Origin of the sequence: Pseudomonas rhizozeae (assembly GCF_031583775.1) — a bacterium.
Lineage (GTDB): Bacteria > Pseudomonadota > Gammaproteobacteria > Pseudomonadales > Pseudomonadaceae > Aquipseudomonas.
The window spans coordinates 155,954-171,076 of the sequence record NZ_JAVLSB010000069.1 but is presented as its reverse complement, the minus strand read 5'-3'; the positions used below and the strand labels follow the sequence as shown (position 1 = coordinate 171,076).

The window sequence follows — 15,123 nt, the reverse complement described above, 5'->3', positions numbered from 1 at the left end:
CATTTCGCTCGCCGCTTGCAGCTTGACGCTTATGGCTGCTGCAGAGGCACCAGCCATTGTCGGGACGATCGGGTCAGACGCTCAGTCAACAGCGCCAATAACTGGCCACCATTGCGCCAATGATGCCAGTACAACGGCACATCGATCGGCTTATCTGCCAGCAGCTCCAGCAAATCGCCCCGCGCCAGTTGCTCGCGCACCTGCAACTCCGGGACCAGGCCCCAACCCATCCCGGCTTCGACCAAGCGAATAAAGCCTTCAGACGACGGGCACAAGTGGTGCTCGAAACCACCGTCGACGCCTAAGGACGCGAGGTAGCGATGCTGTAGGAAATCGTCCGGGCCAAACACCAGGGCCGGGGTGCGCGGCAGTTGTTCAGCACGCACACCCTCGGGGAAATGCCGGGCGATAAAGGCCGGGCTGGCCAGTGCGCGATAACGCATCGCCCCTAGCAACACGCTGCGCGCCCCCGCCACCGGCCGTTCACTGGCGCAGACGCAGGCCGCGACTTCGCCGGCGCGCATCCGTTTGAGGCCAACGGTCTGGTCTTCCACCACCAGGTCGAGCAACACTCGCTGCTCCGTGCAAAAAGGCCCCACTGCCTCAGCCCACCAGGTCGCCAGGCTGTCGGCGTTCAGCGCGATGCGCAGGCGATCCGGTAGACCTTCTTCGTCCAGTGCCGGGACCAGGCTTTGCAGGTCGCGCTCCAGCAGTCGCACCTGCTGCACATGGTTGAGCAAGCGTCGGCCTATGTCGGTGGGGGCTGGCGGCGTTGAACGGATCAACACGGGTTGGCCCACCCGTGCTTCCAGCAACTTGATGCGTTGGGAAATCGCCGACTGCGACAGCCCCAGCACCTGTGCCGCACGCTCGAACCCTGCCTGCTCGACCACGGCAGCCAGGGCGGAGAGCAATTTGTAGTCAAACATCAGTTCTCCTAATGAGCGATCAGGATTATTGGTTTTCCTTATACAGCCTCGTTAAGGAGAATGGCCAGCACGCTTCTTTCCTACAGGACATTTTCCATGGCCGGCGAAACTTCCCTCGCGACCCTGCTGCGCAGCATGAGCCCCCAGTTGAACCCCGGAGAGTATGTGTTTTGCACCTTGGCCGATGGTCGCTTGCCCGCCGGCGTGGAGTTGATTGGCAGCTTCCGCGAACAGGAAGGTCTGACGGTGATCCTCGAACGTTCCCACGCCGATCGGGCCGGTTTGCCGTTCGATTACGTCGCTGCGTGGATCACCCTGAACGTGCACTCGGCTCTCGAAGCCGTGGGTCTGACCGCCGCTTTCGCCACCGCGCTGGGTCAGGCCGGGATCAGTTGCAACGTAATTGCCGGCTACTACCACGATCATCTGTTCGTCGGGCAGGCCGACGCCGAGCATGCGATGGCGGTGCTGCGGCAACTGGCGGCGGACGCGGAGTAACTTGATATGTGGCAAAGCTACGTAAATGGTCTGTTGGTGGCCGCCGGGTTAATCATGGCCATCGGCACCCAGAATGCCTTTGTGTTGGCGCAAAGTCTGCGCCGCGAACACCACTTGCCGGTGGCAACGCTGTGCGTGGTCTGCGATGTGCTGTTGGTGGCGGCCGGGGTGTTCGGCCTGGCGACTGTACTGGCGCACAACCCAACATTGCTGGCGGTGGCGCGTTGGGGCGGCGCGCTGTTTTTGCTGTGGTACGGAGCCCAAGCCCTGCGCCGCGCGTGTTCCCGGCAAAGTCTGCAACAAGGTGAAGGACAGACCGTGCGCTCACTGCGGGCGGTGTTATTGAGCGCCCTGGCGGTGACCCTGCTCAACCCGCACGTCTACCTCGACACTGTGCTGCTGATCGGCTCCCTCGGTGCGCAACAAACTGAGCCTGGGGCCTACGTGGTGGGCGCGGCCAGTGCGTCGTTGCTGTGGTTTTTCAGCCTGGCCCTGGGCGCTGCGTGGCTGGCACCCTGGCTGGCACGGCCAGGTACCTGGCGGATTCTCGACCTGCTGGTGGCGTTGATGATGTTCGCGGTAGCGTTTCAATTAATCAGGGCGCCGTGACTTATTCCAAACGGCTCTGGAACCTCTATTCCACACAGTTGTTGCGTGGTTATGCCGCCACCCCGGTGCTATGATCCGAACCCTGCGCCGCAAAGAGTACAAACTCCCCGGCGCTTGTTTGGCCGCCCGTGATCGGCCTTGCGCTCACCGCAACTGACCTGATTAGGAGAATTATCATGGCTTTCGAATTGCCGCCGCTGCCGTACGCACACGATGCCCTGCAGCCGCACATCTCCAAGGAAACCCTGGAGTATCACCACGACAAGCACCACAACACCTACGTCGTGAACCTGAACAACCTGGTGCCAGGCACCGAGTTCGAAGGCAAGACCCTGGAAGAAATCGTCAAGTCTTCCTCGGGTGGCATCTTCAACAACGCCGCTCAGGTCTGGAACCACACTTTCTACTGGAACTGCCTGGCGCCAAACGCCGGTGGTCAACCAACCGGCGCCCTGGCTGAAGCCATCAACGCTTCGTTCGGTTCGTTCGACAAATTCAAAGAAGAATTCACCAAGACTTCCGTCGGCACCTTCGGTTCCGGCTGGGGCTGGCTGGTGAAAAAAGCTGACGGTTCCCTGGCCCTGGCCAGCACCATTGGCGCCGGCAACCCGCTGACCAGCGGCGACACTCCGCTGCTGACCTGCGATGTCTGGGAACACGCTTACTACATCGACTACCGCAACGTTCGTCCTAAGTACGTCGAAGCGTTCTGGAACCTGGTCAACTGGAAGTTCGTTGCTGAGCAGTTCGAAGGCAAAACCTTCACCGCTTAAGTTTCGCGCCTCATGAAAAACCCGGCTGACATGGCCGGGTTTTTTTATGCCGCGGATTCATTGCCTTGCTCCCACGCCAAGGCCAACTAACATCAACACGACGAAAATTGGTTCGAGGCGCTCAAGTTCCAGGCACCGCCAACCGACACAGTACTAATGGCCCGCCTTGCTGCGGATGACTGCAACGTGGCCGAAGCTTCAGACCAAACCCCGGTAATGGCATAGTGATTGTGCTGTGATGGATTGTCCCTTTGACTGCCACACCGGGATTGCCAATACTCATGGCAACTTGACGCTACCCGCACGGAACAAGGAATACCCCTTTGAAGCTGGAACTCAAGAACAGCTTGTCGGTGAAGTTGCTCCGGGTCGTGCTCCTGTCGGCATTGATCGTCGGCGTGGTCTTGAGCTGTGCTCAGATCGTTTTCGATGCTTACAAAACCCGTCAAGCCGTCGCCAGTGATGCCGAACGCATCCTCGACATGTTTCGCGACCCTTCGACCCAGGCCGTCTACAGCCTTGATCGCGAGATGGGTATGCAAGTGATTGAAGGCCTGTTTCAGGACGACGCCGTGCGCCAGGCCTCGATCGGCCATCCCAATGAAACCATGCTGGCGGAAAAATCCCGTGACCTGCAACACGCCCCCAGCCGCTGGCTTACCGATCTGATTCTCGGCCAGGAACGCACCTTCACCACGCAACTGGTGGGTCGCGGTCCGTACAGCGAATATTACGGCGACCTGAGCATCACCCTCGACACCGCCACGTATGGCCAGGGCTTCATTGTCAGCTCGGTCATTATCTTTATCTCGGGCGTGCTTCGCGCCCTGGCGATGGGGCTGGTGCTTTATTTGGTCTACCACTGGCTGCTGACTAAACCGTTGTCGCGGATCATCGAACACCTGACCGAGATCAACCCGGATCGCCCCAGCGAGCACAAGATTCCGCAACTCAAGGGCCACGAGAAAAACGAGCTGGGGATCTGGATCAACACCGCCAACCAGTTGCTCGAATCGATCGAGCGCAACACGCACCTGCGTCACGAAGCGGAAAACAGCCTGTTACGCATGGCCCAGTACGACTTCCTGACCGGGCTGCCGAACCGTCAGCAATTGCAGCACCAACTGGACAAAATCCTGGTGGACGCCGGCAAGTTGCAGCGCCGGGTCGCGGTGTTATGCGTCGGCCTCGATGACTTCAAAGGCATCAACGAACAATTCAGCTACCAGACCGGCGACCAACTGCTGCTGGCCCTGGCCGATCGCCTGCGCGGCCATAGCGGACGCCTCGGCGCTCTCGCCCGCCTCGGTGGCGACCAATTCGCCCTGGTCCAGGCCGACATCGAACAACCTTACGAAGCCGCCGAACTGGCGCAAAGCATCCTCGATGACCTGGAAGCGGCGTTCGCCCTCGATCATCATGAAATCCGTCTGCGCGCGACCATCGGCATCACCCTGTTCCCCGAAGACGGTGACAGCACCGAGAAGTTGCTGCAGAAAGCGGAACAGACCATGACGCTGGCCAAAACTCGATCGCGCAACCGCTATCAGTTCTACATCGCCAGTGTCGACAGCGAGATGCGTCGGCGCCGCGAGCTGGAAAAAGACCTGCGCGATGCCCTCAGCCGCAATCAGTTTTACCTCGTCTATCAGCCGCAGATCAGCTACCGCGATCACCGGGTGGTCGGCGTCGAAGCATTGATTCGCTGGCAGCACCCGGAGCATGGCCTGGTGCCGCCGGACCTGTTCATCCCGCTGGCCGAGCAGAACGGCACCATCATTGCGATTGGCGAATGGGTGCTGGACCAGGCGTGCAAGCAGTTGCGCGAATGGCACGACCAAGGCTTCGCCGAATTGCGCATGGCGGTCAACCTGTCGACCGTGCAGCTGCACCACGCCGAGTTGCCGCGAGTGGTCAACAACCTGTTGCAGATGTACCGCTTGCCACCGCGCAGCCTCGAGCTGGAAGTCACCGAAACCGGCCTGATGGAAGACATCAGCACGGCGGCTCAACATTTGCTGAGCCTGCGCCGCTCCGGCGCCCTGATCGCCATCGACGACTTCGGCACCGGCTATTCCTCCCTCAGTTACCTCAAGAGCCTGCCGCTGGACAAGATCAAGATCGACAAGAGCTTCGTTCAGGACCTGCTGGATGACGACGACGATGCGACCATCGTGCGCGCCATCATCCAACTGGGCAAAAGCCTGGGCATGCAGGTGATCGCCGAAGGCGTGGAAACTGCCGAGCAAGAGGCCTACATCATCTCCGAAGGCTGCCACGAAGGTCAGGGCTACCACTACAGCAAACCGCTGCCGGCCCGTGAGCTGGCCGCGTATCTCAAGCAAGCGCAACGCACCAATGCCGCGATCCTTTAACGCCCCGGGCCATACACCAGCGCAACCGGCGGCTAAATAAGAAATATTTCCAGCTACAACCCTTTACACATAATGCGAAAGATTTGCATTATGTCGCAGTTTTGCGCACCCCCGCGCCTGTCCAATCATTCAACGAAGCAGGATGTTCGCCATGATTCGTATGCCTTTGGCTACCGCCAGTCTGCTGGCCATCGCTATTTCCCTCGCCGGTTGCGGCGAAGGCAAAGACAAGGACAAGGCTGCCGCTCCCGCGCCGACTCCAGCCGCCAGCGCCGCTGCACCGGCTCCAGCGCCAACCCCGGCCGCTGCGCCCGCAGCCGCTGGCGCGGTTGACGAAGCCGCTGCTAAAGCCGTTGTCGCGCACTACGCCGACATCGTCTTCGCCGTCTACAGCGATGCCGAATCCACTGCGAAAACCCTGCAAACCGCCATCGACGCGTTCCTCGCCAAGCCGGATGCCGACACCCTGAAAGCCGCCAAGGCTGCCTGGGTCGCTGCCCGCGTTCCTTACCTGCAGAGTGAAGTGTTCCGCTTCGGCAACACCATCATTGACGACTGGGAAGGCCAAGTGAACGCCTGGCCCCTGGACGAAGGCCTGATCGACTATGTCGACAAGTCCTACGAACACGCCTTGGGCAACCCCGGTGCCACCGCCAACATCATCGCCAACACCGAAATCCAGGTCGGCGAAGACAAGGTTGACGTCAAGGACATCACCGCAGAAAAACTCGCCAGCCTGAATGAACTGGGTGGCTCCGAGGCGAACGTCGCTACCGGCTACCACGCCATCGAATTCCTGCTCTGGGGCCAAGACCTGAACGGCACCGGCCCTGGCGCCGGCAACCGTCCGGCGTCCGACTACCTGGAAGGCGCCGGCGCTACCGGTGGTCATAACGACCGTCGTCGTGCGTACTTGAAAGCCGTTACCGAACTGCTGGTCAGCGACCTGGAAGAAATGGTCGGTAACTGGAAGCCAAACGTGGCCGACAACTACCGCGCCACCCTGGAAGCCGAACCGGCGGAAACCGGCCTGCGCAAAATGCTGTTCGGCATGGGCAGCCTGTCCCTCGGCGAACTGGCCGGCGAACGGATGAAAGTTTCCCTGGAAGCCAACTCCCCGGAAGACGAACACGACTGCTTCAGCGACAACACCCACTACTCGCAGTTCTACGATGCCAAAGGCGTGCGTAACGTCTACCTCGGCGAGTACACCCGCGTTGACGGCACCAAAATGACCGGCGCCAGCCTGTCGTCCCTGGTTGCTAAAGCCGATGCCGCCACCGACACCGCGCTGAAGGCCGACCTGGCCGCCACCGAGGCGAAGATGCAGGTGATCGTCGATCACGCCAACAAGGGTGAGCACTACGACCAACTGATCGCCGCGGGCAACACCGCTGGTAATCAGATCGTACGCGACGCCATCGCTTCGCTGGTCAAGCAGACCGGTTCGATCGAAGCCGCTGCCGGTAAACTCGGCATCAGCGACCTGAACCCGGACAACGCTGATCACGAGTTCTGATCAACGCTGGCTGAGTACGTGAACAAGAGGCGACCTTCGGGTCGCCTTTTTCATATGGGCCCCTGTGGGAACGCTCTCAAATCCTGCGCCACAGCAACCAAACGATAATTCCTCTTATTCAAAGCCCATCGCCCTGTTAGACTTTGCGCCTTGATTTTGCCCCTCTCCCAGGATGTCTGATGCCGTCGCTGTCTCTTCGCTTGTCCACTCTGCTGCTGGCCCTGGGCCTGAGTGCCTGCGATGACGCCCCGCGTTTCACCCAGGCTGAACCCGGCGAAGCCCGATCCGGCGGCCAGGCGACCGTGCGCAAGACCGATCAGAATGCCTTTTCCCTGCCCTCCGCCAATCTGCCGCCCTCGCGGCGTGTGGATTTCAGTGTCGGCAACAGCTTCTTCCGCAGCCCCTGGGTCATCGCCCCGTCGACCACCACCGCCCGTGACGGCCTCGGGCCGCTGTTCAATACCAATGCCTGCCAGAACTGCCACATCAAGGACGGTCGCGGTCATCCGCCGCCGCCCGATGCGCCAAACGCGGTGTCGATGCTGGTGCGTCTGTCGATTCCCGACGCGCCGCAATACGCCAAGGTCATCGAACAGTTGGGCGTGGTGCCCGAGCCAGTCTACGGCGGCCAGTTCCAGGACATGGCCATCCCCGGCGTGATCCCGGAGGGCAAGGTGCGGGTCGATTACACCGCCGTACCGGTGCGCTTCAAGGACGGCACCGAAGTGCAATTGCGCAAGCCGACCCTGAGCATCACGCAACTGGGCTACGGCCCGATGCACCCGGACACCCGCTTCTCGGCCCGCGTCGCGCCACCGATGATTGGCCTGGGTCTGCTCGAAGCGATTCCCGAAGCCGACCTGTTGGCCAACGCCGCCGCGCAGGCCAAGGCGCACAAAGGTATTAACGGCCGGCCGAATCAGGTGTGGGATGACGCCCAGCAGAAAACCGTGCTCGGCCGCTTTGGCTGGAAGGCCGGACAGCCAAATCTGAATCAACAGAACGTGCACGCGTTTTCCGGCGACATGGGCCTGACCACGAGCCTGAAGTTTGCCGATGACTGCACCGACAGCCAAACCGCCTGCAAACAGGCGCCCAACGGCAACGGCGCCGACGGCGAGCCGGAAGTCAGCGACAACATTCTGCGCCTGGTGCTGTTCTACAGCCGCAACCTGGCCGTGCCCGCGCGGCGCGAGGTCGGTGCGCCGCAAGTGCTGGCGGGTAAGAATCTGTTCTTCCAGGCCGGCTGCCAGGCCTGCCACACGCCGAGTTTCACCACATCTGCCACGGCCGCCGAACCCGAACTGGCCAATCAAGTGATCCGCCCTTATAGCGATCTGCTGCTGCACGACATGGGCGAAGGCCTGGCGGATAACCGCAGCGAATTCAAAGCCAGCGGCCGCGACTGGCGTACCCCGCCGTTATGGGGCATCGGCTTGACCCAGGCCGTCAGCGGTCACACCCAGTTTTTGCACGACGGCCGCGCCCGCGACCTGCTCGAGGCGGTGCTTTGGCACGGCGGTGAAGCGAAAGCGGCGCAGCAACAGGTTTTATCGTTTAATGCCGAGCAGCGTGCCGCGTTGCTGGCGTTCCTGAATTCTCTCTAGACCGTTAAAAGCGAGAGCCCGACATGTTCCGACCGAAACTGCTATTCACCAGCCTTGCCGCCCTCGCCCTCGGTGCCTGCTCGCCGCAGGATCCGCAAGCAGTGACGTCAGCGGCCATCGCCAAATCAGTGATCCTGCCGACTTACACCCGCTGGGTCGAAGCCGATCGCCAACTCGCGGTCAGCGCCCTGGCCTACTGCGAAGGCAAGGAAAACCTCGACACCGCCCGCGCCGATTTCCTCCACGCGCAAAAAGCCTGGGCCGAGTTGCAGCCCCTGTTGATCGGGCCGCTGGCCGAGGGCAATCGTGCCTGGCAGGTGCAGTTCTGGCCGGACAAGAAAAACCTGGTCGGCCGTCAGGTTGAGCAATTGGTCGTCGCCGAGCCGCAGATTGATGCGGCGGCATTGGCCAAGTCCAGCGTCGTGGTCCAAGGCCTGTCGGCCTACGAATACATCCTGTTCGACAGCAAGCCTGGCGTCGCCGACGATACTCAGAAAGCCAAGTACTGCCCGCTGCTCAAAGCCATCGCCGAACGGCAGAAACTGCTGGCCGAGGACATTCTCAAAAGCTGGAACAGTACCGACGGCATGCTTGCGCAGATGAGCAAGTTTCCGAACCAGCGCTATGCCGATTCCCACGAGGCGATCGCCGATCTGCTGCGGGTCCAGGTCACCGCCCTGGATACCTTGAAGAAAAAACTCGGCACGCCCATGGGCCGCCAGAGCAAAGGTGTGCCGCAGCCGTTCCAGGCAGATGCCTGGCGCAGCCAGTCTTCCCTGAGCGGTCTCGAAGCCAGCCTCAACGCCGCGAAAACGGTCTGGGAAGGCGTCGACAACAAAGGCTTGCGCGGCCTGTTGCCAAGCGAGCAGAAGCCGTTGGCCGACAAGATCGATGCTGCGTACGCCGCGTCGCTCAAACTGTTCGCCAGCAACCAGCGCTCGTTGACCGAAATGCTCAACGACGACGCCGGGCGCCAGCAACTCAACGATATCTACGACAGCCTCAACGTGGTCCATCGCCTGCACGAAGGCGAGTTGGCCAAGGCGCTGGGTATTCAACTGGGCTTCAATGCCAACGACGGTGACTGAGGGTGAGCGCCATGCTGCGACGTCAGGCTCTGACTTTAGGGAGTTTGCTGCTGGGAGCAGTGACGCTGGGTGGCTGGAAGCTGTTCAAGCAAAAGGACCACAGCCCGCTGCTGTTGTCCGCAAGGGACGACACTGACGGCAAGCACTACGCGGTCGGCTATCGGCTGGATGGCACCCAGGTGTTCGCCACTGAGGTTGGCCAGCGTTGCCACGACATCATCAACCACCCAACCCAGCCGATCGCGTTATTTGTGGCGCGGCGGCCGGGTACTGAAAGCTATCTGGTCGACCTGCGCGACGGGACGCTGCTGCAAACCATCGTTTCGCAGCCCAACCGGCATTTCTACGGCCATGCAGTGATTCACCAGGACGGCGACTGGCTGTACGCCACTGAAAACGACACCACTGACCCGGGCCGTGGCCTGCTCGGGGTGTACAAGTTCGAAGGCGAACGGCTGGTGCACAGCGGCGAGATTTCTACCCATGGCATCGGCCCGCACCAGGTGTCGTGGATGCCCGATGGCGAGACCTTGGTGGTGGCCAATGGCGGGATTCGCACTGAAGCTGAAAGCCGGGTCGAGATGAACCTCAACGCCATGGAGCCGAGCCTGGTGCTGATGCAGCGCGACGGCACGTTGATCAGCAAGGAAACACTCGGCCAGCAGATGAACAGCGTGCGCCATATGGGGATCGCCAGCGATGGCACGATCGTCGCCGGCCAGCAATTCATGGGGCCCTCCCAGGAGCGCTCCGAGTTGTTGGCGATCAAGCGCCCAGGGCAGCCGTTCGTGGCCTTCCCGGTGGCCGATGAGCAATTGCAGGCCATGGGGCACTACACCGCCAGCGTCGCGGTGCACAGCGAGTTGCGACTGGTCGCGCTCACTGCGCCACGGGGCAACCGCTTTTTCATCTGGGACCTGGACAGCGGTGAAGTGCGCCTCGACGCACCATTGCCGGACTGCGCCGGGGTCGGGGCGGTGGCGGACGGTTTCGTCGTGACTTCCGGCCAGGGTCGCTGCCGCTACTACGATTGCCGCCAGCAAAACCTTGTCGCAAAACCGCTCGACTTGCCTGCAGGGCTCTGGGACAACCACTTGCACCTGATCTAAGCGCTGGTTCCCGCGTCTTCTCCGGCGCGGGGCATATCCGGTAAAAACGGGTCTCTGGAATCACCGTCGCACTCAGAGTAATGTGCCCGCCTGTCTCACCTGATTCTGTCCAAGGAAATGGAACTATGCTGCGCCGCCGCATGCTGATCATGTTGGGTATCGTGTTGCTGATCGTGCTAGTCCTGGCCGGTTACAAAGCTTTCTCTGTGTACACCCTGATCCAGGGCTTTTCCGCCCCGAAACCGCCGATCAATGTAGCCGTGGCTACTGCGTCCGAACGCCCGTGGCAAAGTCGCTTGCCCACGATTGGCTCGCTCAAGGCCCTGCAAGGGGTGGACCTGAGCCTGGAGATCGCCGGCACCGTCAAAGACGTGCAGTTTCAGTCAGGGCAGAAGGTCAAGGCCGGACAACCGCTGGTGCAACTCGACAGCGCCGTCGAAAGCGCTCTGCTGGAAACCGCCCAGGCCGACCTCGGGCTCGCGCAACTGGACTTTGGCCGGGGCAGCCAGTTAATCGGCAGCCAGGCGATATCCAAAGGCGAGTACGACCGCCTTTCGGCGCAGTTGCAGAAGAATAAAGCCACGGTCAACCAGCTCAAGGCGTCGCTGGCGAAGAAACACATCGTCGCGCCGTTCAGCGGCACCATCGGCATTCGTCAGGTGGACGTCGGCGATTACCTGGCCAGCGGCACGGTGATCGCAACTCTGCAGGACCTCAGCAGCCTCTATGCCGACTTCTATATCCCGGAACAATCGCTGCCGAAAATCGCCATCGGCCAAGGGGTGCAGATCAACGTTTCCGCCTACCCCGCCGAGACCTTCACCGGCACTGTCAGCGCGATCAATCCCAAGGTCGAAGACAGCACGCGCAATGTGCTGGTGCGCGCGACCCTGGCCAACCCGGACGGCAAATTGTTCCCCGGCATGTTCGCCAGCCTGCAAGTGATCTTGCCCGACCCGCAGAACCGCATCGTGCTGCCGGAGAGCGCGATCACCTACACCCTCTACGGTAATTCCGCCTATGTAGTGGCGCAGAAAAAGGCCAGTGACGGCAGCCTCGAAAAAGACGACAAGGGCCAGCCGATCCTGATCGCCGAGCGACGTTTCATTGAAACCGGTGAGCGCCGCGATGGCTGGGTGATGATCACCAAAGGCGTGCAAAGCGGCGAGCAAGTGGTCACCGCCGGCCAGATCAAACTGGACAATGGCGCGCACATCGCCATCAGCGACGACAAGACCCTGACCGATAAGAACAGCCGGCCACGTACCGACTGATCAAGGAATTCCCATGGCTTTTACCGATCCGTTCATCCGCCGCCCGGTGCTCGCCACCGTGGTCAGCCTGTTGATTGTGCTGCTGGGCTTCCAGGCCTGGAGCAAGCTGCCGCTGCGCCAGTACCCGCAGATGGAAAACGCCCTGATCACCGTTACCACCGCTTACCCCGGGGCCAACGCGGAAACCATCCAGGGCTACATCACCCAGCCGATGCAGCAAAGCCTGGCGAGCGCGGAAGGCATCGACTACATGACCTCGGTCAGCCGCCAGAATTTCTCGGTGATCTCGATCTACGCGCGCATCGGTTCCAACAGCGACCGTTTGTTTACCGAGTTGCTGGCCAAGGCCAACGAGGTGAAGAACCAGTTGCCCCAGGACGCCGAAGACCCGGTCCTGAGCAAAGAGGCGGCGGATGCGTCGGCGCTGATGTACATCAGCTTCTTCAGTAAGGAACTGAACAACCCGCAGATCACCGATTACCTGTCGCGGGTCATCCAGCCGAAACTCGCCACCCTGCCCGGCATGGCCGAGGCGGAAATCCTCGGTAACCAGCTGTTCGCCATGCGCTTGTGGCTAGACCCGGGAAAACTCGCCGGTTTCGGCCTGACCGCCAGCGATGTCAGCACGGCGGTGCGCCAGTACAACTTTCTCTCCGCCGCCGGCGAAGTGAAGGGTGAGTACGTGGTCACCAGCATCAACGCCAACACGGAATTGAAATCCGCCGAAGCGTTCGGCGCGATCCCGCTCAAGGTCGACGGCGACAGCCGCGTATTGCTGCGGGACGTAGCGCGGGTGGAAATGGGCGCAGAGAACTACAACTCCATCAGCTCGTTCGGCGGCACACCATCGGTGTACATCGGTATCAAGGCCACCCCCGGCGCCAACCCGCTGGACGTGATCAAGGAAGTACGCAAGATCATGCCGGAGCTGGAAGCCCAGCTGCCGCCGAACCTCAAGAGCGAAATTGCTTACGACGCCACCCTGTTCATCCAGGCCTCGATCGACGAAGTGGTGAAAACCCTGTTCGAAGCAGTGCTGATCGTGATCGTCGTGGTGTTCCTGTTTCTCGGGGCGTTCCGCTCGGTGGTGATCCCGGTGGTGACCATTCCGCTGTCGATGATCGGCGTGATGTTTTTCATGCAGTTGATGGGCTACTCGATCAACCTGCTGACCTTGCTGGCGATGGTTCTGGCGATCGGTCTGGTGGTGGACGACGCGATCGTGGTGGTGGAGAACATTCACCGCCACATCGAGGAAGGCAAGACGCCGATGGACGCCGCCTTGGAAGGCGCCCGGGAGATCGCCATGCCGGTGGTGTCGATGACCATTACCCTGGCGGCGGTGTACGCGCCAATCGGCTTCCTGACCGGGCTGACTGGCGCGCTGTTCAAGGAGTTCGCCCTGACCCTGGCCGGGGCGGTGGTCATTTCCGGGATCGTCGCCCTGACCTTGTCGCCGATGATGTGTGCCGTGTTGCTGCGCCACGACGAAAACCCGTCTGGCCTGGCCCATCGCCTCGACCTGATCTTCGATAGCCTCAAGCGCCGCTACCAGAGCGCCCTGCACGGCACGCTCAATACCCGGCCGGTGGTTCTGGTGTTCGCGGTGATCGTGCTGTGCCTGATCCCGGTGCTGCTTAAATTCACCAAATCGGAGCTGGCGCCAGACGAGGATCAGGGCATCATCTTCATGATCGCCAACGCCCCGCAGCCGACCAACCTCGACTACCTGAACACCTACACCGACCAATTCATCACGATTTTCAAAGAGTTTCCCGAGTACTACTCCTCGTTCCAGATCAACGGCTACAACGGCGTGCAATCGGGGATTGGCGGTTTCCTGCTCAAACCCTGGAACGAGCGCGACCGCACGCAGATGGAAATCCTGCCGCAAGTGCAAGCGCGACTGGAAAGCATCCCAGGCCTGCAGATTTTCGGCTTCAACCTGCCGTCCCTTCCCGGCACCGGTGAGGGTCTGCCGTTCGAGTTCATCATTAACAGCGCCAACGACTATGAGTCGCTGCTGCAAGTGACGGACCGAGTGAAAAAACGCGCCGTGGAGTCAGGTAAGTTCGCGTTTGTCGACGTCGACCTGGCTTTCGACAAACCGGAAGTGGTGGTCGATATCGACCGCGCCAAAGCCGCGCAAATGGGCGTGTCGATGCAGGACCTCGGCGGCACCCTGGCGACCATGCTCGGCGAAGCGGAAATCAATCGCTTCACCATTGATGGCCGCAGCTACAAGGTGATCGCCCAGGTCGAACGGCCGTTCCGGGAGAATCCCGACTGGCTCAACAACTACTACGTGAAGAACAACAAGGGCGAACGGCTGGCGCTGTCGACACTGATCACAGTCAGCGATCGCGCCCGGCCGCGCCAGCTCAATCAATTCCAGCAACTCAACGCGGCCAAGATCTCGGGCTTCCCCTTGGTGAGCATGGGCGAAGCGATCGACACTGTGCGCCAGATCGCCCAGGAAGAAGCACCGGCGGGCTTTGCCTTCGACTACGCCGGCGCTTCGCGGCAATACGTACAGGAAGGCAGTGCGCTGTGGGTGACCTTCGCGCTGGCGCTGGCGATCATTTTCCTGGTGCTGGCGGCGCAGTTCGAAAGCTTCCGCGACCCGCTAGTGATTCTGGTGACGGTGCCGCTGTCGATTTGCGGGGCGTTGATCCCGTTGTTCCTCGGCTGGTCGAGCATGAACATCTACACCCAGGTCGGGCTGGTGACCTTGATCGGGTTAATCAGCAAGCACGGCATTCTGATCGTCGAGTTCGCCAACCAGTTGCGCAAGGACAAAGGCTTGTCTGCCCGTGAAGCGGTGGAGGAAGCCGCGGCGATTCGTCTGCGACCGGTGCTGATGACCACCGCGGCGATGGTGTTCGGCATGGTGCCGCTGATCCTGGCCAGCGGCGCGGGTGCGGTAAGCCGCTTCGACATCGGCACGGTGATCGCCACCGGCATGTCGATCGGGACCTTGTTTACCCTGTTCGTACTGCCCTGCGTTTACACGTTGCTGGCGAAGCCGGATAAGGTTTGACCGGGTACAAATCCGGGCACAAAAAAGGCCTCGCATTTGAGCGAGGCCTTTTGTGTAACCTGCAATCGGTCAGCTCTGCGGTTTCATGCCCTGGGACAAGCCGAACATGAACAACAGCAAGTCATGGTCCGGACTGGTAACTTCCGAGGCCATGGGTGACTTACTCAACCGGGGCAATGGACAGTCATTGTGATCCGCCCCGATGACCTGCGAGCGAGGCTGCTCCCAGGCCGCCACCGCTAACGATGCAACTGCCAAGGCTCCCACTAGAAACAAACCTCGTGCAATTTCGAGTTTCATCG

General features: G+C 61.1%; 12 protein-coding genes. 10 read left to right on the top strand and 2 right to left on the bottom strand.

What is annotated here, in order from left to right:
- Positions 1-29 precede the first annotated feature (29 nt).
- Entirely contained in the window at positions 30-929 is a 900-nt protein-coding gene (locus RG836_RS24360; protein WP_310850250.1) for a LysR family transcriptional regulator ArgP, read from the bottom strand.
- A 96-nt stretch (positions 930-1,025) separates the two neighbouring features.
- Between RG836_RS24360 and RG836_RS24355 the strand changes: the two genes are divergently transcribed.
- From RG836_RS24355 to RG836_RS24310, 10 genes are all read left to right on the top strand, one after another.
- Positions 1,026-1,427, top strand: coding sequence for an ACT domain-containing protein (locus RG836_RS24355; RefSeq protein WP_310850249.1), 402 nt, complete (start codon positions 1,026-1,028; stop codon positions 1,425-1,427).
- Between the two features lie 6 nt (positions 1,428-1,433).
- Positions 1,434-2,036, top strand: coding sequence for a LysE/ArgO family amino acid transporter (locus RG836_RS24350; protein ID WP_310850248.1), 603 nt, complete (start codon positions 1,434-1,436; stop codon positions 2,034-2,036).
- A gap of 176 nt (positions 2,037-2,212) precedes the next feature.
- Positions 2,213-2,809 (top strand): superoxide dismutase, encoded by a 597-nt coding sequence (locus tag RG836_RS24345; protein ID WP_078049978.1) that lies wholly within the window; start codon positions 2,213-2,215, stop codon positions 2,807-2,809.
- Positions 2,810-3,132: 323 nt separating this feature from the next.
- The gene (locus RG836_RS24340) at positions 3,133-5,184 is read left to right on the top strand and encodes a putative bifunctional diguanylate cyclase/phosphodiesterase (RefSeq protein ID WP_310850247.1); all 2,052 of its coding nucleotides are present in this window, start codon (positions 3,133-3,135) and stop codon (positions 5,182-5,184) included.
- A 151-nt stretch (positions 5,185-5,335) separates the two neighbouring features.
- A complete protein-coding gene (locus RG836_RS24335; protein WP_310850246.1) occupies positions 5,336-6,703 on the top strand; it encodes an imelysin family protein in 1,368 nt (455 codons plus the stop codon).
- 179 nt (positions 6,704-6,882) lie between these two features.
- Positions 6,883-8,310, top strand: a complete 1,428-nt coding sequence (locus RG836_RS24330) for a di-heme oxidoreductase family protein (protein ID WP_310850245.1) — start codon at positions 6,883-6,885, stop codon at positions 8,308-8,310.
- Positions 8,311-8,333: 23 nt separating this feature from the next.
- The gene (locus tag RG836_RS24325; RefSeq protein ID WP_310850244.1) at positions 8,334-9,398 is read left to right on the top strand and encodes an imelysin family protein; all 1,065 of its coding nucleotides are present in this window, start codon (positions 8,334-8,336) and stop codon (positions 9,396-9,398) included.
- 11 nt (positions 9,399-9,409) lie between these two features.
- Positions 9,410-10,507: a DUF1513 domain-containing protein gene (locus RG836_RS24320; protein ID WP_310850243.1), complete on the top strand. Its 1,098-nt coding sequence runs from the start codon at positions 9,410-9,412 to the stop codon at positions 10,505-10,507.
- A 125-nt stretch (positions 10,508-10,632) separates the two neighbouring features.
- A complete protein-coding gene (locus tag RG836_RS24315) occupies positions 10,633-11,781 on the top strand; it encodes an efflux RND transporter periplasmic adaptor subunit (protein WP_310850242.1) in 1,149 nt (382 codons plus the stop codon).
- 13 nt (positions 11,782-11,794) lie between these two features.
- Positions 11,795-14,821 (top strand): multidrug efflux RND transporter permease subunit, encoded by a 3,027-nt coding sequence (locus RG836_RS24310; RefSeq protein ID WP_310850240.1) that lies wholly within the window; start codon positions 11,795-11,797, stop codon positions 14,819-14,821.
- Between the two features lie 69 nt (positions 14,822-14,890).
- On the opposite strand, the gene RG836_RS24305 is transcribed toward RG836_RS24310, so the two are convergent.
- Positions 14,891-15,121, bottom strand: a complete 231-nt coding sequence (locus RG836_RS24305; RefSeq protein WP_310850239.1) for a hypothetical protein — start codon at positions 15,119-15,121, stop codon at positions 14,891-14,893.
- Positions 15,122-15,123 lie beyond the last annotated feature (2 nt).

Bases quoted from the DNA above. Each gene is read 5' to 3' on its own strand.
- RG836_RS24305 (WP_310850239.1), bottom strand. From the start codon at position 15,121: ATGAAACTCGAAATTGCACGAGGTTTGTTTCTAGTGGGAGCCTTGGCA.
- RG836_RS24320 (WP_310850243.1), top strand. From the start codon at position 9,410: ATGCTGCGACGTCAGGCTCTGACTTTAGGGAGTTTGCTGCTGGGAGCA.
- RG836_RS24355 (WP_310850249.1), top strand. From the start codon at position 1,026: ATGGCCGGCGAAACTTCCCTCGCGACCCTGCTGCGCAGCATGAGCCCC.
- RG836_RS24360 (WP_310850250.1), bottom strand. From the start codon at position 929: ATGTTTGACTACAAATTGCTCTCCGCCCTGGCTGCCGTGGTCGAGCAG.
- RG836_RS24330 (WP_310850245.1), top strand. From the start codon at position 6,883: ATGCCGTCGCTGTCTCTTCGCTTGTCCACTCTGCTGCTGGCCCTGGGC.
- RG836_RS24335 (WP_310850246.1), top strand. From the start codon at position 5,336: ATGATTCGTATGCCTTTGGCTACCGCCAGTCTGCTGGCCATCGCTATT.
- RG836_RS24345 (WP_078049978.1), top strand. From the start codon at position 2,213: ATGGCTTTCGAATTGCCGCCGCTGCCGTACGCACACGATGCCCTGCAG.
- RG836_RS24315 (WP_310850242.1), top strand. From the start codon at position 10,633: ATGCTGCGCCGCCGCATGCTGATCATGTTGGGTATCGTGTTGCTGATC.
- RG836_RS24310 (WP_310850240.1), top strand. From the start codon at position 11,795: ATGGCTTTTACCGATCCGTTCATCCGCCGCCCGGTGCTCGCCACCGTG.
- RG836_RS24350 (WP_310850248.1), top strand. From the start codon at position 1,434: ATGTGGCAAAGCTACGTAAATGGTCTGTTGGTGGCCGCCGGGTTAATC.
- RG836_RS24325 (WP_310850244.1), top strand. From the start codon at position 8,334: ATGTTCCGACCGAAACTGCTATTCACCAGCCTTGCCGCCCTCGCCCTC.